Source organism: Paraflavitalea soli (assembly GCF_003555545.1).
Taxonomy (GTDB): Bacteria; Bacteroidota; Bacteroidia; order Chitinophagales; family Chitinophagaceae; genus Paraflavitalea; species Paraflavitalea soli.
The window spans coordinates 5,409,942-5,435,544 of record NZ_CP032157.1 but is presented as its reverse complement, the minus strand read 5'-3'; the positions used below and the strand labels follow the sequence as shown (position 1 = coordinate 5,435,544).

Here is a 25,603-nt window from a genome sequence, read left to right as displayed (position 1 = left end):
TACAAAGCGAAAGCCCCGATGGGGCTTGAATACACGTTTCATACGATTGTTGCCGATTTACGACTGCCGATTTACGACTGCCGACTGCCGACTCGCTACTTCTTCACGCCTAAGTAAGATTGTAAATTCTGTACGTATTCTTCAAAAGCCTTTACGCCGAGGGGTGTTATTTTGCAGGTGGTTTGGGGGTAGTTGTCCTTGAATTGTTTGATGACCTCTATATAGCCGGCTTCTTTTAGCTTATTGATCTGCACACTGAGGTTGCCTGCGGTAGCATTGGTCTTCTCTTTGATAAAAGTAAATTCTGCTTCCTTCACACTGATCAGGAGTGAAACAACAGCCAGCCGGAGCTGGGAATGAAGTATAGGATCTAATTCTTTAAATTCCATTAGGCAATGATTCGATCTGATGACAAGCTCTTTTTCCTGAACTCAGCCCGCAACATATAACCGGGAATGAGGTACCCTACCAGCACAGCCAACGCAGAGATCATCATATCATATTGAAAATCTTTGATCAGGAAAATGGCAATGGCGGCAGCCCAGTTGACCCAGGCGCCAATGATCAATGGCCTGAAGCGGATGGCACTGCCATGAATGAACATCCAGAATGCATACAGAATATAGAAATAACCGAAATTGAAATTACTGTTGCTGATGTAGACGGAGGCTACAATGGTAAACAAACTAATAAAGAACCCACGCTCGATCTTATTGAGCAATTCCTGTACATAGGTTTGTACTTTTTCCTTGCGTTGGTGCAGCAGGTGCCCGATGGCATACACGATCAACCCAACTGCCAGCATGCCCAGCCATACCCAACCCACATACCTGCCCAGTTTGACATAACTCATCACAGCAGAGGCAACGGAGGCCACAAACAGCAGCCATCCCCAGATGAGCCAGCCATCACCTTTCTCCCGGTGCTCATCTTTGGCCACCTGTATCATTTGCCGGATCAGCAGCAGACTTTCTTCTCCGGACAGTTTCTTTTCTTCCATAACTGATGCATTTACTTTTTGAACTACGCTGATTCCCGTTGTGAGCTGCGCAACAGGTGACCCGGAATAATATAACTAAATAACAAAGCGGCAGCAGCAAACAAGGGCTGGTAACCAAAGGGCGCCCAGATGGCAGCCAGGGCCAACGCCCAATTGATAATGCCCCCTACTACCAGGGGAGTAAAACGCAATATGCGGCCCGATACAAAGGATCCCAGGCCATAAAACATAATATAAAATGGATAACAATTGAACCACCCGATCTTCATAAAGATCACGCTCACCACAAAAAATGAAATGCCCACCCCGGTCCACAGGTAACTCATGTTATCAGCGGCATAGGTCCTTACTTTGTTTTTCTTTTCCTCGCGTGAAGAAAACCAAATGGTGTAGATGGCGCAGGGTATGGTAATGAGCCATACCAGGTAATGCCTGGGAGAATGGAATACTGTCATCAGTAAAAATTGACCCACGCAGGCTGCCAGGGTACACCAGCCCCATACCAGAAAATAATGGCTTTGCCCGGAAATCTGCTGACGGGTTTTATTGATCATCGTCTGGATGACCCGTAAACTTTCTTCAGGCGAAAGGCTTTGTGTTGACATTACAATTATTTAATGGCTCAAATATAAAGTTGTCCACGGCAAATCTGGTGAAGACCGGCCGTGGACAATGCACATGATATACACTATTTTAACTGATCCAGGAAGAACAGCACCTGTGATTTGCCCCATTGGGGATCGATATTTGTTGCCGGTTTACTGCTTTCGTATTTTTTGATGGATGTCTCAAACAAAGTCCTGGCTTCTGTTTTGCTGCCGCCATACTGCTCAGGGGTATAAAATTTGTCCTGTCCTTCCAGGAGGTACACCCTTGGATTTTCGGGATTGAGTGATTTGGCTTTTTGTAAAGCTTCGGCAGCCTGCGGACCGTAGGTCATGTAGCGGTTCATGGGATCGGCCATCATACGCAGGGTGGCGATCATCTTCTTTACACAAAAGATCTCGGAGTTGTCTTTGCTCAATGCTTCTGCTTTGTTGAGCAATTCCTCTGCTTTATTGGCCAGTGGATCTACTTTGTCAGCGCTGGCAGTGCCGCCTGTTGCAGCGCCTTCCATATAACCTGTCATTACATAGCCCAGTGCTGCATAGTAGTAAGGCTGCCACTGTGTCTTTTCGGCATCGGCAATGCGTTGAAAATTATTGGCCATATCGGTCCAGGCTTGTGCGGTGTGCAGGGAGTCGATGGTGGCTACATTGGCCTGCATGGCCTTGGTGTATTTTTCACTTTGTGCTGTGGCGGCTATCACTAAGAATAAAAGGGAGGCTGATACAATGAGCTTTTTCATATTGCTGTTTTTTATATAATTGTTTGGTAAATTATTTCTTTGTTTTTATAAATTACTATTGATCACATCGTCTGTACGGTCTACGCCAAAACTCAGGAAGCAACCGAGGAAGAAGAAACGTTTGGCTGTTGGGCCCACGGCTTCTTTCCGTGTGCCATCGGCAGAGAAGTTGTAGCCGAATACCTGGTTGTTGCCGATCACATTGTTGACGGAGAACACCCATACGGCAAATCTTTTAGCGCCCTGCTTACCGATATTGGGCAGGTAGTTGACACTAAAGCTCATGCTGTGGTAGGGGATGGTCTTACCCTGCTCTGCAATGGTGAATTTGGCGCTGCCATTGTCGTAGCGGATATTGTAATAAGGCCGGCCAGAGGCAAAGGTATAAGAACCGTTGAACTGTGTTTTGAGTTTGGAAACAAACTTCTTTACCACCAGGCTGGCTGTATGTTTGGCTGCGAAGTTGGGCTGAATAGCATAGGGATAATTGAGGTAATCCCTTTTGGTATCGAGATAGGAGTAAGAGATCCAGTAATCAACATTCTTGAAGGTCTTACGGTCTCTCCAGAACACTTCAATACCTTTTGCATGGCCAAAGCCGCCGCCGCCCACACTGTCGATCACCTTGCTGCCGCTGGAGGTAAAGGTTTTGGTGAGCTCGTTGTATTTCTTGTAAAAGGCTTCCACGCGCAGGGTGTAATCCCTGGTCACCTTCTGTACATTGGCAATGTAGTGGGTGGCTTTTGTATAGGCCAGGTCGTTGAAGGTATAACCCCGCAGGAAATAATCCTTCTCGGGCTTTTGGTAAAATACGCCGTAGGCCAGTGATGCCTGTGCTTTATCGGTGAGCTTGTAGGCGAGTGAAATGCGGGGAACAATATTGGCTTTGTTCAGCAGGGAGGAATGTTCGAGCCGTCCGCCTACTTTGGCTGCCAGGTCGTTGGTGATGTAAATATCCGTCTCGGCAAAGGCAGCTTTGAACTGGTCGTCGATACTGTTTTGTGTTTTGGCTACAAAGCGGTTGGTGAAATCGGTACGGTCTTTAAAGTACATGTATTCGCCGCCAAAGCGGATAGCGCTCAGGCCATAGAGTCTTCTTTCCAATACGGCCTTGATCTGGGCGAGGCTTCCATAGGATTTGGCCTGGAAGCTTTTGCTACCATAGGGATCATCTTCTATATGCTGGGGCTCGTTGGCCTGGTTCTGCAATTCATTGTTGATCTTGTCGGTGTTGTCACTGTAGGAAGTACCCATATAGAGTTTCCACTTTTTGCCCAGCTTTTCTTTCCAGGAAAGGTTGGCGTATACGTTGAAGTTGGTGAGCTTAAAGGCATTTTTAAGATCGGTTGAATCTATATCGCCCCTGCGCACACCCAGGTTGCTGTAATTGGAATAGCCATAGAATTTGAGCATCCCTGTTTTGGAGGTCTTGACGCGAAAATTAAATTCACCGTTGTGAAATTCGGGTGTATGGAAATTGTCTACCCTTTGTTTGACCAGGGCGAAATAAGCCGCCAGGTTGGTATAGTTGTAGTTGATGCCCCAGCTGGCGTTTTTCTTTTTGGACAATTGTTGATAGCCCCCGCTCAATCCTACCGTAGATATGCCCAGGCTGGCAGAGGATTGTTCGGGCAGGTCGATGGATTCGAGGATCAGTGCAGCGGACAAAGCCTGTCCGTATAAGGCAGAGTAGCCGCCTGAGCTGAATACTGTTCCTTTAAAAATAAAAGGGGTGAAGCGGCCGCGCTGGGCGATATCGGGTACACTGCTGAAGAAAAAGTTATTGACCAGGGTGCCGTCGATGAATACTTTGGTTTCCTGGGCGGTGCCACCGCGCACGAAGAGGCCTTCACTTTCTCCTACCTGCTGTGCACCGGGGAGGGTTTTGATGGCGCTGGTGATATCGCCATTGGCGCTGGCGGTGGTAACAATGTCGATGGGGTTGAGCACGGTGGCGCGTTTGGTATCGCTGGCTTCGAAGGTGCCGGCGGTGATCACTACGGCTGTCAACTCGTTGGGTTCCTCTTTGAGCAGCACATCCACGGTGATGGATGTGCCGGAGAGGGTGACCTTTTGCTCGTACAATTTGTAACCGATGGAGGTGACCAGCAGGGTCTGTTCTCCTTTTTCGGTGGTTTTGAACCGGTATTGACCGGTAGAATCGGAGGTGCCTCCGTCGTAAGAGTCTTTGATGGCTATACTGGCGCCGTTAATGAGGCGGCCTTTCCCATCCTTCACTTTGCCGGATACGGTGGTCTGGGCTGAACCTGCGATCCAGGTGAGGAGTAAAAGGATGAGGGGAATCAATTTGAACATGGTAGCGGTTGTTTGTGATCCAAAACTAAAGTAGTTTATAAAATAAACCAAATAATATTATAAAGTTAATTGTCTGGCCGGGTACGGAATAGCCAGGGTGAGCCGCCCCTGCCATGCTCCCTTGCAGCCCTGCAGGGCGACCCACTTTGCTATTCAACTAATTGTAAAAGAGGCGAGTAATGCGAACGGGAGTATTTGTGGGTTGGGGTGGGTGAATTGTAGTTGTACGTGGTTTCCCCATAGGGATTCTACCTTGCATGGCTAAAAAAAATGATCTACTCTTGTATTAACCCTCTCCCGTAGAAAGGCCTCCACCGTAAACCCCGGTTGCGAGGCGAACATTTTTGCTTTTTTCCCTGAGCGCAGGCCGGATCGACCCGCCTGATAACCCCCGCTTTGAAGCCAACAGGCTACCATTATAATCATTTAATCCAGTACAAAAATTCTGTACTATGAAACACTTGTACTCACTATCCAACAAGCGCGCGCATACGCGTATGTGCCGCAACGGTCATTCGGTCATCTTCTGTCACCCGCCATTTTACCGGCGATCGTAAACATTTACTGAACACTTATAAAAAAGTGCAGCACGTCTATGGCGTGTTGAAACGACCTGACGGGTCGTAAGGGTTTCCTTTTACCTAACCCCGGTAGAGGGCCTGCTAACCATATCCCTAAATGTCTAAGCCTATGAAACCGCTTCATTATTTAATTGCCGTACCATTGATCACTTTAACTACCACCATTTGTGCGCAGACCACCTATAGCAGGGTGAGCCTCAGGATACCCCGTGAAGGGCTGGCCTGGCTGCAAGCGCAGGGGGTTGAATTTGATCATGGGGAATTGAATAAGGAGGAAAATACTTTTATTACTACCATTGATAATAAGGCGCTGGCCATCCTGCAAAAAACGGGCGTGGCCTATTCTGTATTAATAGCGGATGAAGCGGCGCACTTTCAACAATATGCCCGGAAGGAAAACTTCTACAAGCAACCGGATGCCATCATGCTCAATGGCAAGCTGCAATTTGAAAGCCCCTGTGGTTCGCACCTTACGAATGTAGCGGTGCCGGCGGGTTTTATTCCCGGCTCGTATGGCGGGTATTATAGCTGGCAGGAAATACAGCAACGCATCGATTCGCTGGTGCATAACTATCCTTCCCTTGTGCAGAAGATCGTATTGCCGGGCACCAGCCTGGAAGGGAGGCCGATGATCGTGGTGAAGATATCGGACAATGTGGCGACTGATGAAGGAGAGCCGGAAGCATTTTATACGGGCCTGCACCATGCCCGGGAAGGCATGAGTATGATGAACCTGTTTTTCTTCATGCAATACCTGGTAGAAAATTATGCCACGGATAACCGCATCAAAGAACTGGTGGACAGCCGTGAGCTTTTCTTTTTGCCCTGTGTGAACCCGGATGGTTACCGGTACAATGAGACGAGCGCGCCTTCGGGTGGCGGCATGTGGCGGAAGAACCGCCGTAACAATGGCGGCGGAGATTACGGGGTAGATCTCAACCGGAATTATAATGTGGACTGGGGCGTAACCGGTGCAGGCATCAGCACTTCCCATGATCCGGGTGATGATGCGTATGTAGGTCCCTCTGCTTTTTCGGAGCCGGAAACCCAGGCGATCCGGGCTTTTGCAGAGACGCGGCATTTCACGATTGCCATCGATCATCATGCTTATGGCAATTATTATGTAACTCCTTATGGCCGTCCGGCCAATCATAGTTTTACCTCACCCGATCTTTCTTTTTATAGTTATGCTTCGGCGCTGATGGCCCGCTACAACGGCTATTTTGCCGGCGATGGCATGGCCACGGTAGGTTATTATGCGGTAGGCAATTCGCGGGACTGGCATATAACGGGTGATATTGGGGCAGGCACCAAACAAAAAACCTATGGGTATACGGTAGAAGTAGGGCCGGGCAATGCGGGATTTGGTTTCTGGCCCGATCCGGAGAATATTATCCCGCTCGCCAAAAGCATGTTCTTTGCCAACCTGCAGATGGCTTATATGGCGGGTTCTTATTTTGAGGTGCAGGATATGAATACGGTGGCTGTTAATACGGTGACGGGTAATTTTAATTTCAGTCTGCGCCGCATCGGTATTACGAATGCCCCGGTGACGGTATCGATCATACCGATCGAAAATATACAGGGGGTTGGCAGCCCGGTAACTGTTAACAGTTTTGCCAACTATTTTGATTCGGTACAACGCGGCATCAGCTATACCCTGCCGGCTACTTTGGCTGCGGGATCAAGGATAAGGTTTGTATACCAGGTCAATTCGGGTGGTATCAACCAGTATGATACGATCACCAAAATATTTCAGCCGGAAGCTGTATTCAGCGATAATATGGAGTGGACCTCCAACAGCAACTGGACGCTGTCCGGCGCCTGGGGCACCAGCACGGGTTCGGCTTACCAGGGCAGCCGGTCGCTGAGTGAATCACCTTCGGGCAATTATACGGCGGGCCAGACCTCTACAGCTACTTACAATAGTAATATCGACCTGTCGGATGCGACGGCTGCCTATTTATCTTTTTGGGTAAGGCACCGGGCAGAGAATGCATACGATAAGCTGCAGGTGCAATTATCAACGGGCGGTACTTTTCAACCGGTATGCGGCATCAACACGGTGTGTGAAGATGTGGGTACGCTGGGCAACCAGCCGGCGCTCACGGGTATGCGTGAAGCGTGGACGCGGGAAGTGATCGATCTCCGCAACTACCTGGGCCATGGGGCGGTGAACTTCCGTTTCCGGTTTACCTCCAACAGCTCTGATAATGCGGATGGTTTTTACATCGATAATATCGAGATCGTGAAATCGACGCTGCAATTGCTGCCGGTGCGGTTTATCAGCATCAATGCGGTGCGCACCACGCAGGGCGCGCAAATTAGCTGGGAGGCGGTGACCGACAATAACCATGATCACTTTGAGGTAGAGCGGTCGGATGACGGAGCGCATTTTGTGACGATCGGCACGGTGGCGGCAGGAGCCGCCTACCGGTTTGTGGATGTACAACCCGGCGCTGTGAACTATTACCGGGTAAAGGCGGTGGACAAGCGCGGCCGGGCAGATTACAGCCGGATGGTATCGCTGACGGTACTGACGGCGCATGGTATACAGCTTTATCCCAACCCGGTTGAAAATATGCTGCACCTGCGGTTCAACCTGGCTGCGAAAGCAACGGTATTGGTAACGATCACTGATATCGCCGGCAGGATGCGGTACCAACAGTCGGTGGTTGTAGAGCGTGGGGTGACTGACCGGCAGGTGGACATAGGCCAATGGCCTGCACAGGTATACCTGGTGCGAACCCGTAACCTGCAAACAGGAGAAGAGAGGGTATTTAAAATGATCAGGCAATAGTTCCAAAACGGCTGCTTCTGCAAGGGGCAGCAGACCATGTTCAATATTTTAACTGCAAATCCATTTCAATGAAAACCAGATCTACTATCCTAATTGTACTCATCCTGGTCCTGCTCCTATGGGGCATGGCAGAGGATACACAGGCCCAAAGTGTGGACCTGAGCAAATCGGTGGCCAATATCACCACCAATAGCAATGGTACGCTGGCTGTGGAAGGTAATGTGCTGGAGTACACGATCATCGTAAAAAACCTGTCGACGGTCAATCTTACCAGTTCCACGCTGTACGATAATATCCCTCCGGGCAGTGCGTATATCGCCGGCACTACCACGCTGAATGGGGTAGCTGTGCCCGATGCTACGGGCAAGATGCCTTATGCCAATACGGGGGGGCTTATCAAATCGCCGGCGGGGGGTGTGGGTGTGCTGATCCCAAATGCGCCGGCTACGATCAAGTTCAGGGTAAAGGTGACGGCCAACGGGGGCAATATCTCCAACTTTGCCATGCTGGAATGTACCAGCCAGGGTGTGACCGTAACGCAGAGTTCCAATACGGTGTTTACCAACCTGACGCCCGATCCGTTCTGTTCGATCGTGTATCAATCTACATCAGAAACTACCACGGGGGTTCCTCAATCGCCTTCCAATAAGCCTTACCGGTATATCAAGATGGTGAATACCACGAATGGGATGGCCAGTCCTATGATATACGATGGCGCCAACGGGCTTTGTTTTGATGCGCTTACCAATGCTCCGCTGCCCAATGGCAGTGTGCTTACCTATGCTTCTGCCCTTGCTTATGATAAAAAGACCAACCGGATCTATTTTGTAAACAATTATTCCAATGCTGCCCAGGACCTGAGTTATATAGACCTCAATGCGCCGACGATCTGTGCCAAGCAGTTTGTAGGTTATCCACTGGAGACCAACCTGTCGAGTGGCTGGAACATTAACCGGATGTCCTTTTGTTCGGATGGGTTTGGTTATGCCATTACACAGAATGGCCGCGATATTATCCAGTTTTCGATCGATGCCGTGACGGGCACTCCCATTATCGTGAGGCTGGGCGCTTTGGTCAATGATGCGAACAATGGGGTGAACAATATCCTGGCAGAAAGTGGTGGTGATATTTTTGGAGACGGATCGGGTAACCTGTACCTGATCGCTAATTCCAGTAACCTGTATAAAATTAATCCCAATACGAAGATCTCTACTTTTCTCGGTGCAGTGAATCCTTTTCCCGGTACTTCCAATTCAATGGCGGTAGACCCGGCGGGTAATGTGTATATCGGCGGGGCTTACCGCAATGTGTTTAATGTAAACCTGGCTTCGATGGCGGGTGTGTCGATCGTGACTGACTCGCTCAACAATGTATGGACGAATGGTGACTATACCAGTTGTGGTTTCCCGGTACTGGCGCCTGTGCTGGTGGCCAATAAGACCTACCGCAATATCAATGGCCGCCCGGATGTAGTAGGCGGCGATACGGTGGAGTATGTGATCGAAGTAATGAATACGGGCAACCTGAATGCTGCCGGTGTAAAACTGTATGATGGCATACCGGCTTCTACCAATTATATTCCCGGTTCTACCAAACTGAATGGGGTGACGGTGGCAGATGTAAGCGGCAGCATGCCGTTTTCCATAGCGGGGGGCCGGTTGATCAGCACGCTGGGGCAATCGAATGGTATTATTAAACCCGGTGCGCCTTTTAAGGTGGTGATGACCTTTAGGGTGAAGACGCAGCCGAATACGTATGTGTGTAACCAATCGAAGGTGATGCTGTTTGATCAGAATGGCAATACGATCTTTATCAATACGAATGATCCTACGCAGGGCGGCGGTGGATTGCACCCTACCTGTTTCTATGCGAACGGTGTGCTGGCTGCCAATACGCTGTCGGTGAAGGCCAGCCTGCTCGATGAAAGATCGTTGCTGCAATGGAGTGTAAAGGATGAGCATAATATAGCTTATTATGAGGTGGAGTACTCGGCGGATGGAACGGGGTTTGCGGCGCTGGGCAAGGTGAACAGCAAGGGCAATAATACGGGTATCAACAATTACCAGTTTACCGATGCGGGCAATACTGCTGCGCTTACCCGCTATTACCGGTTGAAGGTGGTGGGGGTGAACGGGGCATATACGTATTCGCCGATTGTAAAGATCAGTCAGCAAAACCTGCAGGTAGCGCGCATCATGCCCAACCCTTTTGATAAAGAGATCCATGTGCAGCTTACCCTGCGGAGTGCGGAAAAAGTGCAGGTGCGCTTACTGGATATGTATGGGCGGGTGGTGTACCGTGCTATAGAATCTTTGAGCAAGGGCACGCATACGCTGAACATCCAGGCGCCCGACGGGCTGGCTGCCGGCACTTATGTGATGGAACTGATGGCGGGCACGGATGACCTGTACCAGCAGAAATTATTAAAACGATAGTTCTTCAGTTTTCACGAAACCATGAAGGGGGCGGCATCACGGCGATGCGCCCCTTTTTAGTTGGCGGCCTGCAGGACTGGAAAGGGCACCTGATTAATATGGTAAATTATTTTTATGTAATGGTGTGGATAATCAGTAACTTAATAGTGCGGTGCAGGGTGTAATAAAATAGCAGGAACAGCTACTTATTCTATATACTTAAAACATAAACATTATGAGCCAGCAGCCTAATTCATTTCTGGGCAGCGAAGAGCAGCCCTTGTATACGCCTACTTCGGATGAACGTACGATGGCTATTCTCAGTCATGTATTGTGCCTGGTAGTTGCATTCTGGGCGCCATTGGTCATTTACCTGGTGAAGAAAGATGATTCGAAGTTTGTGGCAGAGCATGCGAAGGAATCGCTGAACTTCCAGATCTCGCTGATCATCTATGCTATTATCTGCTGTATCCTGATCTTTGTGATCATTGGCATATTCCTGCTGTGGGCCCTGAGTATTGTGGCTATTATTCTCATCATCGTTGCTACTATACGCGCCAGTGAAGGTAAGCTATACCGTTATCCTTTCTGTATCCGGTTGATCAGGTAAGTCGGGAAGAAAGACAGGCTTTGACAAACTACTTCAGCGTCAGGGTGAGCCGCCCTTGGAGGGCGACCCACCCTGACAAGGGGAACCCACCCTGACAAGGGCGACCCACCCTGACAAAGGCGACTCACCCTGACAAGGGCGGCTCACCCTACAAACGGCTTCGACAAGCTCAGCCTGACATCTCTTTCTTAATTCATACTCCTGTATTCGCGGGGAGAATAACCGGTTTTACTTTTGAATAATTTGGTGAAGTGGGATGGATGTTCAAATCCCAGGTCGTAAGCGATGGAGCTGATGGGGCTTTGGGTGCTCCATAATAAAGACTTTGCTTTGTCGATCAACTTCAAATGGATGTGTTCCTGGGTAGACTTGCCGGTGTATTTGCTCAACAGGTCGGAGAGGTAATTGGCCGAGAGGTTGAGGCGTGCGGCGAAATATTTTACATCGGGGATACCTGACTCAATGGGCGCCTCCTGTGCGAAGTAATCGTTGAGAAGCCTGTCGAATTGCTCTACCAGGTCATTGCTTGCTTTGACCCTGGTAAGGAACTGCCGGTCGTAAAACCGGGCGCAATAAGATAAGAGCAGTTCGAGGTTGGTGAGGATGAGGTTGTGGGAGTGGGTATCGAGGTTCATCGCTATCTCGCGTTTGATATTCTGCAGACAATCTTCCAGCACTTTTTTTTCTGTGTCTGAAATATGCAGGCACTCGTGGGTATCATAGCCAAAAAATGAATAGGCAGTGAGTTTTTGTCCCCTGCTGCTGGCATGCAGGAAATCGGGGTGGATATAGATGGCCCAGCCCTCCACTTTGTTCTCAATGCCGGGAGTTAAGACCTGGTGTGGGGCGGTAAACATGAGGGAGCCTTCGGAAAAGTCGTAATCTGTGCGCCCATATTTAAAGGAGCCTTCTATTTTTTTGCAGGCAATGGAATAGAGGTTCAGGCGGTAGGAGGCGCCCGGTATCCGGTGCGATCGGTCGACCCTGGCCAGGTCAATGACGGTTACCAGGGGATGCTGCGGTTTTTCGTAGCGGAAGAAATCGTGCAGGGCCGAAATGGACTGGATGTCTACATATTCCATGATCGTAAGTTGAAAAATGCACTTATAAATTTACAACAAAAAGGATAAGGGTTTGCGTGCCGGCTGTATGCCCCGGGCTGTTCAGATCATGATGCCGCCACTTACTTCTATGCGCTGGGCATTTACAAAACGGCTGTCTTCTGAGAGGAGGGAGGCTACAAAGGCGCCTACATCGCCGGCTTCGCCGAGGCGGCCAAGGGCTGTCATGGCAGCAATTTGCTGGCGGTGGCTTTCATCGCCTTTGCCTCCGCCAAACTCTGTATCGATGGCGCCTGGGGCTACGGCGTTGACACGGATCTTTCTACCGGCATATTCTTTGGCAAAGTAGCGGGTCAATCCTTCGGTAGCGGCTTTGAGGGCGCCGTATACGGCTACGCCGGGAAAAGCAAAGCGGGCGAGGCCGGAGGAGATATTGATGATCTGGCCACCGTCGATAATGAGGGGCATCATTTTTTGGGTGAGGAAAAACGGGCCTTTAAAATTTACATTGACGAGCTGATCGAATATTTCTTCGGTGGTGTCTTTGATGAGGGAGCGTTGGGCAATGCCGGCATTGTTGACGAGGTAGTCGAAGTTGTCCCTGTTCCATTCTTTCTTCAGTATGGCCAGTACCTGGCTGGCGAAATCATTTAAAGAACCGGTATTGGAAGCATCCAATGGTAAGGCCACTGCTTTGCCGCCATTGCTGTTGATGGTATCGGCTACAGCTAGTCCCTGGGCGGGGTGGCTGTTGTAGGTGAGGATGACGCCGATGCCACGGCTGGCAGCATGCAGTGCAATACTTTTTCCGATACCACTGCTACCGCCGGTGACGAGGACGATCTTTTGTTGCTGGGTTGATGTGTTCATGATTGTTGATTTTTATAACACAAAGTTCAACCAGACTCCGGGCACGCACTTGTACATTTAAAGGGAAGACTTATACATTTCTCTGAAACAGGTATAGGAAGGGCTGCCTTCTTGTAGTGGGCAGCCCTTTGTTGTTGGGAGGCTGTTCTTATTTGATAACCGTTCCCTCCCTGATCTCGTCGGTAGCGTGTAATAGAATTTCATCACCGCCCGCAAGTGTGCCAAATACTTCTGTTGAATCATGGGTTCTCAGGCCTTCCTGGATGTTAACCAGCATGGCTTTTCCTTCTTTTACGGTGATCACATATTGCCTTTCTGTAGAACGTACAATGGCATTGTTGGGTATCAACAGGGATTTGGCCTGTGACAGCAGGGGTATCTTTACTTCTGCGTACATGCCGGGTTTCAGGTCGAGGTGGTGGTTGTTAATGTCGATCTCAATGGCTTCGGAACGCAGGCTGCTGAGGGCATTGGCGGAACGGCTTATGGTGGCTTTGTTTTCCTGACCAGGCATGGCATTGAAAACAAAACTTACCGGACTTTTCAGGTCTACCTTGTCTACATAGGCCTCGGGGATGTATACTTCCAGTCTTAGTTTTTCCAGGTGTTGTAATACCAGCATGGGCTGGTCGTTGGATTTACTGCCGGGGCCTACGAGTGCGCCTGCGGATACATTGCGCTGTATGATGACCCCATTGAAAGGAGCTGTAATGGTGAGGTAGCTTTTTATATTGCTCATGGATTCTACATTGGATCTTTCGGACAATACGATGGCCTCATCTGCCCGCATGCGGGATAAGGCATTGTCGAGGTCGAGCGGCGCCACGGCGCCGGCTTCCGATGCGGCCTCTTTCAGCCGCCTGTATTTTTCTTTACTGGCTACGGCATTTTCCTGGGCCTGTACATATTTGGAAGTAGCTGCCTGCAATTGAGATTCCAGTTCGGGAGCTTCGAGGGTGATCAATACCTGTCCTTTGTGTACGGTGGTGCCCCTGTCGGCCAGCACCTCTTTTATGAAACCGTTGACCCTGGCATAAATATTCACTTCTTCAAAGGGTTTTAACTGGCCGGGGAGTTTTACATAGCTGGCCAATGGTTTTTCCGCTACCCTGCCTATCTCATATTTACTGTGGGTGTTGGTAGTGCTGTCGCCCGTCATGTCTACCGGTTGCTGCTGCTGGCCACAGGCACAGAGGAGGCTGATGGTAAGGGTGGTTATACTAAGACTATAATATTTCATGAACTGTATTTTACTGTGTGTGATGAGAATTTATTTATCAACGCCTGCTGCCGGGGTGTCTGGCATCAGGGAGGGGGAGTTGAGGGTTGCTTTCTTTTGCATCCAGGCAAATACCTGCGGCAATACGAACAAGGCTGCCAGGGTAGAAGCGGCCAACCCGCCAATGACCGCCCGGCCCAATGGTGCGGATTGTTCTCCGGCCTCTCCCATGCCAGAGGCCATGGGGATCATACCGGCGATCATGGCAAAGCTGGTCATGAGGATGGGGCGCAGCCGTATGGCTGCGCTGGTAACGGCAGCGCGGGTAGCATCGCGGTAACTGATGCGCAGGCTTTCGGCATTGGTAACAATGAGGATGGCATTGGCTACGGATACACCGGTAGACATGATCATGCCCATATAGGATTGCAGGTTGAGGGTAGAACCTGTTAGCAACAGCAAGCCCAGTGACCCGGCAATCACAGCGGGTATGGTGCTCAATACCGTAAGCGCCAGTTTGAACGACTGGTAGTTGGCGGCCAGTAACAAGAGGATGACGATGATGGCAAAGAGCAATCCCTGCTGCAGGCTGCTGAATGTTTCGGTAAGCAGGTTGCTCATACCCCGTACTTCTGTGATCATGCCTTTGGGTGGTGTGCCTGCCTGTGCGATGGCTTTTTCCACGGCAGCGGTAGCCGAGCCGAGGTCCTTATGGTGGATATTGGCGCTTACGGTGAGGAAACGGCGCGGGCCGCTCCTGTCATATTCACCCGGTACATAATTGGTGGTGAAAGCGGCAATATCACCCAGTACAGGACTGCTTTGTCCTTTTACGAGGGGTATCTCTTTCAATTCATCCATGGTATTCATCACGTATTCGGGCACCTGTACCTGCACCTGGTAGGTATAGGCTTTGCTTTCATCGAGCCATTGGTTCTTTTCTGTAAACCGGCTGGAGGAAGTACTGGCTGTGACCGAACGAGCGATATCCGCGACATTGAGGCCCAGCTGCGCGGCTTTGAGGCGGTCGATGGTGATGGATACTACGGGAAATTTCAGGGGCTGGGCTATCTGCACATCGCGCAGGTCAGGAATGTCTTTGAACTTATTGACCAGTTTATTGGCATACGTTTCTATTTCCTTCATATTCTTTCCGGCTACGCGCACTTCGATGGGGGTAGCTGCGCCCTGGCTCATGATCTTCTCCGTCATGTCGATCGGTTCAAAGCTGATGCGCATTTCCGGCAGGCGCTTTTGTATGTTCCTGCGCAGGGTTTCTTTGAGATCGTCCATATTGACCTTGTATTCATGATCGAGGTTTACCTGTATCACGGCCTCGTGGGTGCCGGTATTGAAGATGTATAAATTACTGGTGCCATAGCTGCTGGGGATTAACCCGATATAGGCGGAACTGATGGCCACCTTGTGCTGCACGGTGGTATCGATGATCTGCAATACCTGCCGCACTTTGTCTTCTGTTCTTTCGAGGCGGGTGCCATCGGGCTCTTTGATCCGTACCTGGAATTGTCCGTTATTGAGTTTGGGCATCATGTCTTTGCCAATTACCATAAATCCTGCTGCTGCCGCACCGATTGACAACACCAGGTAGAGCGGCACCAGCCATTGCCTGCGCGGCATGTTCTTCTCCAATATCTTTTTGTAACGCAGTTTGATGCGTTCGAAGCGATCATTCTTTTGCGGCTGCTGCATTTCTGCTTCGAGGTGCTGGGCTACCTGCTTTATTTCTTTTTCATCGAGGGCCTGGCCGGCATGTGCGTGCAGCTGGCCGTGGTGGTACTGGTACCGTTCGGCTTTGATCATCCAGTTGGAGAGGATGGGCACCAGTGTAAGGGCGGCTATGTACGATACGATCATGGTGAGGCCGATGGATAGTGACAGGGGCAGGAACATTGCTTTTGGCACGCCATTCATTAAAAAAGAGGGGGCGAATACGGCCAGTATACAAAGCAGGATGAGCAGTAAGGGGAAGGCCACTTCCTTACAGGCGTCGTAGATGGCGAGCCGTTTGTTCTTGCCCATTTCGAGGTGCTGGTGAATATTCTCGATGGTCACCGTGGCCTGGTCTACCAGGATGCCGATGGCCAGGGCGAGCCCGCTCAGGGTCATGATATTGATGGTTTGTCCAAATAAGCTCAGCAATAACAGGCCGATGAGGATGGATACGGGGATGGTGATGACGACAATGAGGCTGCTGCGCAGATCGCGCAGGAAGAGCAGTACCATGAGGCCCGTGAGGAGCGCGCCCAGGCTGCCTTCGGTGATGAGGCTTTTGACGGCATTGACGACAAAGACGGATTGGTCGAACTCATAAGAGAGCTGCACGTCATCGGGCAGGAGGCTTTGCATATCGGGCAGCTTCTTTTTCAGGCTTTTCACTACTTCCCAGGTAGAGGCATCGGCTGTTTTTACCACGGGAATGTAAACGGAGCGTTTGCCGTTGATCAGGGCATAGTCTACCGTGATGTCGGACCCATCGGCTACCCGCGCCACATCTTTGATGAGTACGGGCACGCCATTTTTTGTAATGACGGGTATGTCGCCAAACTCTTCCACTTCTTTAATGAGGGTATTGGTGGTAGTGAGGAACATGGTATTGTTGAGCCGCAGGTTGCCCGATGGTGACATCACATTGAACTTAGAGAGTGCGGTGACAACCTCATCGGGTGTAAGATTGTAGCTGCGCAATTTATTGGGATCTACATTGACGGTAATGGTGCGGGAGTTGGCGCCAAAGGGTGGCGGGGCCGAGAGGCCGGGTATATTGGCAAAAGCAGGGCGTACGCGGGTAGCAGCCAGGTCGTAGATCTCTTTGAGGCTGCGCGATCTGCCGGCGATCACCAACTGACCTACGGGCAGGGAAGAAGCATCGAAGCGTACTACCTGTGGCGGCAAGGCGCCGGGCGGAAAAAACTTCATGGCCCTGTTGACCTGTAAAGCTACCTGGGCAGCTGCTTCGGCCATATCGGTATTTTCATAAAAGCTGAGTTTGAGCATGGTGAGGCCCTGTATGTTTTTGGCGCTGATATTGCGGATGCCATTTACATAGAGGAACTGGTCCTGCATGCGGGTGGAGAAGAAACCTTCCATTTGCTGTGCGGACATACCGCCATAGGATTCTATGACATAGATAGTGGGCAGGTTGAGCCGGGGAAATATATCAATGGGGATCTTACTGGCTGTAATGACCGAAAATAACAGCAGGCTCATGGTGACCACGATGGTGGTGATGGGGCGCCTGAGGGCTGTGGATACTAAGGACATAGGGCTGAATTATTTTAAAGTATTTAAGAGGGCCTCCACCTGGTTCTCCTGCACGGCTTTGCGGAACAATGCATTGCACCAGGCGTAATTGGCATTGGTATAATCGGTTTCTGCGCGGTAGAGGAGGTTAAGTGCGGCGTTGAGGTCTACAATATTGGTGAGTCCATTCTTGTAGAGCGAGAATTTCTGCCGGTAGGCTGCCTGTGCGGCAGCCAGCTGGTGGGGAATTTCCTGCAGGCGCTCGCGCGCTACTTCCAGGTCGGCATTTGCCTGGCTGATGCTGAGGTGTAAAAGGTTTTGCTGTTCGGATAATTGCTGCTGCACGTAGCGGGTGGTTGCTTTTTGAGTATGGAGCTGGAGGTTCTTTCGTTTGGCATCGAAAATATTGTAGGTAACACCGAGGCCCACCAGGTAATTGGCTCTTTCGAAACCCAGTCCTTTTGATAAGGGCCTGAACTCATCGGCGGGGCTTACACTGGCGCCACGCCCCCATACGGCCGCCTGCAGGGACACCTTTGGATAATAACTTTTGCGCACCAGGTCTTCTTTGGTGAGGCTATTGCGGTACAGTGACCTGTAATAACCGATGACGGGATGGTGGAGCGTGTCGGCTTCCTGCAGCCGGACCGGGTTGGCCTCTTGTAACAATTGTTGGGCAAACGCCGTATCGGGCACCAGCTGCGGGGCCGGCATGCCACTGATGGCGGAGAGCTGTAGTTGCAATTGCTTGAACTGGTTGCCTAGTTCGAGGTAGATGAGGCGGGAGCGGGACAACTCTGCTTCGGCGATGCTGGTATCCACGCCTGCTATGATGCCGCTTTTGGCGAGGGATTGGATGGACAAGCGGATCTCCTGGTTGCGCCGGATGTTGAGCTGTTGGATAGCCTGCAGGTCGTGCAGCTGCAATAAGCGGAGGTATAATTGAATGGTATATGCCTGCCATTGGTATTTGCTTTGCACAAAGCGGGCCTGTTCTACTTCCACTTCGGCATGGGCTGCTTTTTGTTGTGCTTCAAAGCCGCCGAAATTGTACAGTTCCCAATCGAAGGCGGCAATACCCAGGTCGCTGAGGATGGTATTGGCATTGCCTTCTGTGCGTACCCTGGAATTGCCGGGCACAATGCCGTAGGAAAAATAACCGCCGGGCATATTGTTGTTGGTGCCTGCATCTACCTGGTAATTGAGCCGGAGGTTGGGCAGCCTGAAGGCTTTGGTGGCAGCCTCCTGAGCTTCGCGGATGTGGATGGAGGCGGAGTCGGTGAGAAGGGCGGGGGCATTGGCGGCTACACGGGCCAATAGTTCCTTGAGGCCAATGGGTTGTTGCTGGGCCATCGCGGGCAGGCATAGTACTACCAGGAACCCGCCGCACCAGGTACGGATCAGTTTAGCTATATACATGTGTAATAGAAATTAAGGCGGTTGCCAGGCAACCTGCCATTGTATGAATGAATAGACCGGTATATACCGGGCAGGGTCATCGGCCGATGGCCTGTTTACATCAATGAATAAAAGATGGATCAGCTATTGCGGGGAGGGCCACGCTGAAAGACGTGGAGAATAATGGTGCTGTGCAAGGGGGCCACTATCACCGTCCTGTGCTGTTCGACAGCGGTATAGGTTTCTTTGGGAACTTCCAGGGCAGGGAGTCCTTCAAATACGCTTTGGGGCTGGTAGCGCTTGTTGAGCTTTACCTGTGGTGCTGCCACCTGTATTTGCTGGTGACCGGGTGACTGCTGCTGTTGCACCTGCACGGTTTGGTGCAGCACGGGCTGGTGTGCGGTGGAAGGAAAAAAAGAAAAAAAGGCATACCGGAAATGCAGCTGAACGGCGAAGAATACCAGGTACACGCCCAGCAGGAATGCTTTCAATAGCCGGGAATGTGGGGAATGGGTTCTTCGCATGGGACTAAAATTACAGAAAATGCCGGCTCTGACAGCCTGCCGGCGGTGTAATAACAATTACTTTTCAAAAAAGCAGGGGAAACAGCAGGGACGGCCTCCAATTCTAATGGAATCCTAATGTGGTATGGGGTATGCTGCCAGATAAGATGGGCCTGCTCCTCAAATTGTCGGGCATGTGGATGCCGTTTGCCAAATGGCCATTGGGGGCACTGATGGATCTTCATCAGCCCTACAAAGCCTTACAATCCGGCGGGAGTGAGGGGCCGCCGGTTTTTTGTAAGGTTGACTGATCAAATTATTTGACTCATTGCGTTTTCGGTATTTGGTCAGCCATCTTCGTTGAAGTAGCTGAACGAATTCCAGCAGTTGATTTTAATGTTGTTCATAAGTTATTTTTTTTATGGTTTCGGGATAGTTTTTAATCCCAATTAAAGAACTTACAGACCTTGTCTATGTCGAGCTTCATATGTTTACAGAACTCGGCAGGTAAACCGGGAACCCGGAAGGTTTATCGAATTCATCCCTGGTGTCTTGCAAGGAGCGGGTTGCTGTGCGCGGGGACACTGTCATTAAGCTCTGTACATGCTTGTTTTCGATTATCCTAAATTCTCGGGAGCTTCCCATAGTGGATTTATTTTTAGTGTTAATATATTGTAAATGTTAAATGCGAAGTACGCTTGCAATGGCGTTGTTGCTAACGGCGTGTGTGGTGAGCAAGGTGGTCCGTGTGTCATGGGCCAGCCTCGCCATAGATAGATGGCATAGCTTTAGTTTTATCACCTTGTTAACAAAAAAATAGCCGGGGATAAGGTGTATGTAGCACTACCTGGTTGGGTAATGTAGAACTAACTATGATCGATGGGGGCGATCATTGTAAAAAGAATCAGTGGTACTTAATGGTGAGAGATCTATTCACAAAGGCTATACTAATGAGATGTAGCGGCTAATTTTTTCCATAAAACAAATTATAAATATTTACTGGTGCCGGATATAAATGATCGTCAGGGGGCCGGGGGGCTTCCTGATCATGGCGCCTTTATAGCCCGCAGGGCCGTACCAGTGGATACCAAGAGCTACGATGATGAGGCGGCCTTTCATGTGGGTTAGTTCCGCAGTGAGGTGCCTGGGTTTTATGTGCATTTGTTTAATGGGGATGAGGGTGGTGGTCTTTGTTATGATCTCGGCTTCCTCTTTCTCTTTGCAATTGATGGCAACCACGGTGGTAAAGATGCGGCAATGGGTAATGCCCCCGGGCGGTATCAACTGCTCTGTAGGTATGAAGGCGGGCAGCCTGGTAGTGATCCAGTTCTTATGAATATTGGCTACCACATCGGGTTGGATGGTGGTGCATTGCTGCCAATCGACGCGGGGATTGAAGTTGTAGCCAAGGAGGTTGTCGAAACAGGCGGTGCTGAAGTCGGGGTCAGCCGATGGGCTGGTACGGAGGGCAATATGTAATCTTCCTGCCAGCAAGGGCGCAGTGGTTTTGATGCTGGAGTGCAGCAACAAGGCATTACGAATGCGCCTGCCGAGGCGGGCCGCTTTGGCAAAGTCGCCGGCACATATACGGGTACGGTGAAAGGCCGGATCTGTCTTTACGCGTTCGGCGGTAAGGGTGATCTTTTTTACCTGGTAGTGGTCGTCTTTGGGGATGAGGGAGTAGCCGGGAATGGCGGTGCGGGATATTTTGTTTTTGTATAGCATAGTTTTTGTTTTTGTAGAGAATACAGAATTTAGAATTTAGAATACAGAATACAGAATACAGAATACAGAATACAGAAGAATACACGTTTGCTTCGGCAGTCGGCAGTCGGCAGTCGGCAGTCGGCAATCGGGAATGAATACACGCCCCGCGGAGCGGGACAAGTTGTGCTTCGAGGCGTCCCGCAGAGCGGGACAAGTTTTGCTTCGATAGCAGATTTCTCACTCCGCTGCGCTCCGTTCGAAATGACAAAGGAGGGAGTGTTCACTCCGTTCGAATGAACAAAAGAGGGAGAGTTCACTCCGTTGGAAATGAAAAAAAGGGTGAGCCGCCCGGAAAGGGCGACCCACCCTTTGATGGGTTAAGGCAGTTGATCGACTGCCCAGACCTGCAGGGAACTGAGGCCCTTACTGAGTGGATAGGACTTACCGTTTACGAGCTTCACAAACTCGACTCCCAACAGGAGGAAGATGGGAAGGGTTGTAGCGGGCAGCACAGCCATCTGCAGCACGGAGGCCACGGTGGGATCATTGTCCCAGGGCAGGCTGGCACTGCTTTGCCTTGTGATGGAATACTCACCAGTTGCAAAATCTATTGCTGCGGCGGCGGCAAAGATGCTGTAATGGGTCGCATTGTCGGGGGGTGCAATCTCCAGCCTGGGGATATGGGACACGAGGTTGACCCTGACCTGACCGGATACGCGGTCGATGGTATGCGGGAACTGGGTCTTGACACAGGCGGCAAAAGGCACACCGATGTTGAACTCAAATCCCTGTAGCAAGGTGAGGTCGCCATTTTCCACGCGCCGCAAGCCTAGATCGCTGGTGGGATCGGATTGCAATACGGCTACCATGGCCTGTGTAACCCTGCTGGTGACGCGGTTGTCACGGGCTTTGTTGAGCTCGGTGTTCCATATATCGCGGAACAATTTTCCGGCTTTGCCGCCTGTGCCAAATTCCTGACCAGCCCTGCGAAGGAGGTCGAATTTGGGATCGGTCTTGATGCGATCGGCAGAGATGGCTGTCTTCTGCCGGGCCATGAACCCATCCTGGGTTTTGTAAAAGCTGATATCGTCGATGGCTCCTTTGAGCTTGACGATGGGGCTTATTTGCTTTGGCATTTGTTTGTTGTTTAAAAATGAATGAATGTTCTTTGGAAGAAAGCGGCGAGCCGTGAGCTACGAGCTGCGAGCGAATACACGGTTGCTTCGATGACTTCGTGAATCGGCAGCCGGCAATCGGCAATGAATACACGGTTGTTTCGAAACGTTTGCTTCGATAGCAGATCTCTCACTGCGCTTCGCTTCGTTCGAGATGACAAAGAAGGGAGAAACGTTAATGAGATACGCTTGCTTCGATAACAGATTTCTCCCTACGGTCGAAATGACAAATAGGAAGAGACGTTAATCGACAATCATGATCCGTCTGCATCGACTGCTTTTCCAAAGAACTGTTTGAGGCGGTTGCCCGCGGTACAACCTATATACATCCGTTGTTGCTTTGGGTGGGAGGCGCCAGCTTCCCTACCACTTTATGCAAAAAAGGGCTGTTTTTGTGTTTGATGCTATTAGCATACTCTATCCATACTGAAGGTATACTGAAGCTATACTGAAGGCATACTGAAGAGACGGTTGGTTCTACTTTTCTTTTTGTCGTTTATTTTGCTTTTTTCTTCTTCGTGCTTGTCTTTAATTTCTTCTTTCAGTAACACTGCACAACAAACATACGATGACGGACAGGCGATTTCCAAATGTGCCATTGTATAAAATGTCAATTTTGTAATTTTTGTAAAAAATCGACGTAATGTGCGTCGATTTTTTACAAAAATTACGAAATATACAATGGGGTATTGGAAACGGGTATCTGCGTGTTGTATGTTTGTGATGAACAGATAGACATTAATGTCTTACTATCATCAATAAGCTTTTTTATTATGCGCATACATACAACAATTACTAATAAGCAATCAACAAAGAATAGGATACCCCAGGCTGATTTTGACAGGGTACATAAATACAGCACACTGATCTGCGACGCCTTCCACAAACCTTTATTCAACCTGGAGGAGCAGCATTTGGACTGTCGTTTGTTTTGGCGTGTATTTAATCTGCTGCGGAGTGATAAGCAGTATCCTGCTGCATTGGGGAAGATAACTTCAGATAATCTTAAACTATTGGAAGGCTTTGACTTTAATAAGCGTAAACCACTGTACAGGACCTTTAACGGACGGTATGATGTATCGATTAACCGTAACAAAGGCGTGTGCATGTTGAATATACCTGCTTTCGATCCGGTACGTGATCTGCGATGGGAGGGACGGGTTACGCATATAAAGATACTGGCAGCTGCAGCTGTGCTGGACTTCAGGAGTATGAAATTCCTGACGACTAGCGAGGAAAGTGGTTTCCTGGATGTGCAGCAGCTTACTACGACTTCGTTGAAACTTTCCTTTCCTGCAAGAACACGGCGGCCGATCGTTGTGGTGATGGGGATAGAGTTTTACCAGTTTGTGGGGAGCCGTTATTTTTTGCGGCAACAGGATGGGGCGAAGTCGTTGACGATTGTAAAGGTTAGCTTTTAGCGGTTAGGTATTAGCTTTTAGCCTTTAGCTGTTAGCGAATACACGATTGCTTCGAAAGCAGCTCTTTCACTCCGCTTTGCTTCGTGACCATGATTTGTTGGATTGAATGGATTATTAGGATTAAGAACTTTTGCTTCGTTGGGTTTCTTTTGAGGGACCAGGCGAAGTATACATAAAAATGCTGATCGACTGTGTGGACGGGGCCCCTAAGCACGGTTGATGTATGGTAGTGTTGTGCAACACGAACTGAGGATGTAGAGTTAGCTGTTAGGAGTTAGGTTCCAGGATTTAGCTTTTAGCGGTTATCAGCTGAGTTTTGGTATCAGCTACTAGCCTTGGACTTTAGCAGTCAGGTAGCTATTAGCGGTTGGGTTTAGTGATTTACTTTTTGGCATTAGCTGTCGTTATCTGCTTTTGCAGGTAGCTATTGGCTGAGGGCTATTGCCACTGGTTTTTATTTTGCCGCTGTGATGAATAAAGGCCTTCGGTGAGCCAGCCACCAGGCACTGGACAGTGGTCCGCCAGCAGCGGGGAATAAAGGGCAGGTTTTGGCTGAGACATGCAGCTACCAATAGTTCATTGTAAAAACCCAATATTAGCAGTCAGGAGTTAGGGATAATCTGCTAACTGTTAGCTTTTAGTGATTCGCTGTGAGCGTCCTGGTGATGTAGTTATTTTTTAACATTCAAAAGTATCATATGAGTATACAGGAAAGAATGCAGTCGCCCACGCCGCCCTTCTTTGTGAAGCTGCGGAATTGGAGCCTGATCCTTGCCGCGGTGAGCGGCACGATCCTCACCACACCGGTGGCTTTGCCAACGATCGTGGTGCAGGTAGCCAGTTACCTGGCTGTTGAAGGCACAGTAGCCAGTGCCGTAAGCCAGGCAGTGACTGATGGCAGTCAGGAAAAGTAGTCGTTCCTTTCATCTGGTATTCCTATGAAGCAGGCCCCGTTCGGAAGAGCGGGGCCTGCTTCGTGAACCGGCATAAACAATATGAATCAGCAAGGGAAATAGCCTTGCTGTACGGTAGGTGTTATAAGTAGTTTAAAAGATCATGCGGCGACTCTAGAAGATGTGTGTTTGAACCCAAATGCAAAGCAGCTATTGCCTTATGACTTCCGGCTACCAGCAGTGGTAGATCGCGTGGTAGTTGCATCGCTTTACGAATATACGTAAGATTATCTTGTTCGGGTCGAGCAATGAAGAACAACAAGACATGAGTTAATTCGGTTTTTTCCAGAACAGCAGGTACCTGCTCATAAGGAACATTTTGTCCCAGGTAAATGGTTTCCACCTCCTTTGCGCGAATAATGTAGTTGGCAAAAAGCAACCCGATCTCATGCCATTCCCCCGGCGGCAGCATCAGCAAGAATTTCTTCCGGCGTTTTCTCTTTAGGACGAGGGCATCGGTTGCGGCGATCAGTTTACGACGTACCACAGCGGATGCAAAGTGCTCCTGTACAGGCATTGCATCTTCGGTCGACCACATAATGCCGATCTTATGGAGCAGCGGGTAAAACACGTTTAACATAGCTTCAAATAGCCCGTAGCGGCTTGCGGCGGCAGCAAAAGTTTTTTCGAAATTCACTTCGTCGAAAGCCAGCATTGACACAATGAGTTCGTTGACAAACGACGTGGCTACCGAATCGGCATCATCAGTACTGCCCTGTAATCCCAGCACCATGGCATGCATGTCATCCTCATCCAGTTCAGCGATCTTCGATATCTTGTAACCATTCGACAACAATGTAGCCACGTTCAACAGCTTACGGACCTGCCGGTCATCATACATCCGGATATTGGTGTCGGTACGGCCAGGTTCAATAAGATTGTACCGACGTTCCCATACACGGATGGTAGGGGCTTTAATGCCTGACAATTGTTCCAGCTCGGATATGTGGTAGAGCTTCATAAGAC

19 protein-coding genes are annotated in these 25,603 nt (G+C 49.9%); 5 read left to right on the top strand and 14 right to left on the bottom strand.

Annotation, left to right across the window (positions count from 1 at the left end):
* Positions 1-95: 95 nt before the first annotated feature.
* The 5 genes from D3H65_RS20385 to D3H65_RS20365 form a co-directional block, all read right to left on the bottom strand.
* Complete coding sequence (locus tag D3H65_RS20385) at positions 96-389, bottom strand: winged helix-turn-helix domain-containing protein (protein WP_119052081.1); 294 nt, start codon at positions 387-389, stop codon at positions 96-98.
* The gene (locus D3H65_RS20380) at positions 389-1,000 is read right to left on the bottom strand and encodes a hypothetical protein (protein WP_119052080.1); all 612 of its coding nucleotides are present in this window, start codon (positions 998-1,000) and stop codon (positions 389-391) included. Before D3H65_RS20380 ends, D3H65_RS20385 begins: the two co-directional genes overlap by 1 nt.
* A gap of 23 nt (positions 1,001-1,023) precedes the next feature.
* Complete coding sequence (locus D3H65_RS20375) at positions 1,024-1,605, bottom strand: hypothetical protein (RefSeq protein WP_119052079.1); 582 nt, start codon at positions 1,603-1,605, stop codon at positions 1,024-1,026.
* A gap of 83 nt (positions 1,606-1,688) precedes the next feature.
* Positions 1,689-2,348 (bottom strand): hypothetical protein, encoded by a 660-nt coding sequence (locus D3H65_RS20370; protein WP_119052078.1) that lies wholly within the window; start codon positions 2,346-2,348, stop codon positions 1,689-1,691.
* Positions 2,349-2,393: 45 nt separating this feature from the next.
* Positions 2,394-4,664 (bottom strand): TonB-dependent receptor, encoded by a 2,271-nt coding sequence (locus D3H65_RS20365; protein WP_119052077.1) that lies wholly within the window; start codon positions 4,662-4,664, stop codon positions 2,394-2,396.
* Positions 4,665-5,354: 690 nt separating this feature from the next.
* Between D3H65_RS20365 and D3H65_RS20360 the strand changes: the two genes are divergently transcribed.
* The 3 genes from D3H65_RS20360 to D3H65_RS20350 all read left to right on the top strand — a co-directional run bounded on the left by D3H65_RS20360 (position 5,355) and on the right by D3H65_RS20350 (position 11,069).
* A complete protein-coding gene (locus D3H65_RS20360) occupies positions 5,355-8,045 on the top strand; it encodes a M14 family zinc carboxypeptidase (RefSeq protein WP_162915740.1) in 2,691 nt (896 codons plus the stop codon).
* Positions 8,046-8,113: 68 nt separating this feature from the next.
* Positions 8,114-10,480 carry a T9SS type A sorting domain-containing protein gene (locus tag D3H65_RS20355; protein WP_119052075.1) on the top strand — a complete coding sequence of 789 codons (2,367 nt, stop codon included), beginning with the start codon at positions 8,114-8,116 and terminating at the stop codon, positions 10,478-10,480.
* 214 nt (positions 10,481-10,694) lie between these two features.
* On the top strand, positions 10,695-11,069 hold the full coding sequence (locus D3H65_RS20350; protein WP_162915739.1) for a DUF4870 domain-containing protein: 375 nt from the start codon (positions 10,695-10,697) through the stop codon (positions 11,067-11,069).
* 188 nt (positions 11,070-11,257) lie between these two features.
* Here D3H65_RS20350 and D3H65_RS20345 read toward each other — a convergent pair whose 3' ends face one another.
* The 8 genes from D3H65_RS20345 to D3H65_RS20310 form a co-directional block, all read right to left on the bottom strand.
* Positions 11,258-12,151, bottom strand: coding sequence for a helix-turn-helix domain-containing protein (locus D3H65_RS20345; RefSeq protein ID WP_119052073.1), 894 nt, complete (start codon positions 12,149-12,151; stop codon positions 11,258-11,260).
* Between the two features lie 81 nt (positions 12,152-12,232).
* Positions 12,233-13,000, bottom strand: a complete 768-nt coding sequence (locus D3H65_RS20340; RefSeq protein ID WP_119052072.1) for an SDR family NAD(P)-dependent oxidoreductase — start codon at positions 12,998-13,000, stop codon at positions 12,233-12,235.
* A 148-nt stretch (positions 13,001-13,148) separates the two neighbouring features.
* The gene (locus tag D3H65_RS20335) at positions 13,149-14,240 is read right to left on the bottom strand and encodes an efflux RND transporter periplasmic adaptor subunit (RefSeq protein ID WP_119052071.1); all 1,092 of its coding nucleotides are present in this window, start codon (positions 14,238-14,240) and stop codon (positions 13,149-13,151) included.
* A gap of 30 nt (positions 14,241-14,270) precedes the next feature.
* Positions 14,271-17,501, bottom strand: a complete 3,231-nt coding sequence (locus tag D3H65_RS20330; protein ID WP_119052070.1) for an efflux RND transporter permease subunit — start codon at positions 17,499-17,501, stop codon at positions 14,271-14,273.
* A gap of 9 nt (positions 17,502-17,510) precedes the next feature.
* Complete coding sequence (locus D3H65_RS20325) at positions 17,511-18,899, bottom strand: TolC family protein (RefSeq protein ID WP_119052069.1); 1,389 nt, start codon at positions 18,897-18,899, stop codon at positions 17,511-17,513.
* A 119-nt stretch (positions 18,900-19,018) separates the two neighbouring features.
* Positions 19,019-19,402, bottom strand: coding sequence for a hypothetical protein (locus D3H65_RS20320; RefSeq protein WP_162915738.1), 384 nt, complete (start codon positions 19,400-19,402; stop codon positions 19,019-19,021).
* Between the two features lie 975 nt (positions 19,403-20,377).
* A complete protein-coding gene (locus D3H65_RS20315; RefSeq protein ID WP_119052067.1) occupies positions 20,378-21,106 on the bottom strand; it encodes a hypothetical protein in 729 nt (242 codons plus the stop codon).
* A gap of 359 nt (positions 21,107-21,465) precedes the next feature.
* Entirely contained in the window at positions 21,466-22,224 is a 759-nt protein-coding gene (locus tag D3H65_RS20310) for a hypothetical protein (protein ID WP_119052066.1), read from the bottom strand.
* Positions 22,225-23,036: 812 nt separating this feature from the next.
* Here D3H65_RS20310 and D3H65_RS20305 point away from each other — a divergent pair.
* On the top strand, positions 23,037-23,684 hold the full coding sequence (locus tag D3H65_RS20305) for a hypothetical protein (protein ID WP_162915737.1): 648 nt from the start codon (positions 23,037-23,039) through the stop codon (positions 23,682-23,684).
* Between the two features lie 698 nt (positions 23,685-24,382).
* Positions 24,383-24,598, top strand: coding sequence for a hypothetical protein (locus D3H65_RS20300; RefSeq protein WP_119052064.1), 216 nt, complete (start codon positions 24,383-24,385; stop codon positions 24,596-24,598).
* A 121-nt stretch (positions 24,599-24,719) separates the two neighbouring features.
* Here D3H65_RS20300 and D3H65_RS20295 read toward each other — a convergent pair whose 3' ends face one another.
* Positions 24,720-25,598 (bottom strand): MerR family transcriptional regulator, encoded by an 879-nt coding sequence (locus tag D3H65_RS20295; protein ID WP_119052063.1) that lies wholly within the window; start codon positions 25,596-25,598, stop codon positions 24,720-24,722.
* Positions 25,599-25,603 lie beyond the last annotated feature (5 nt).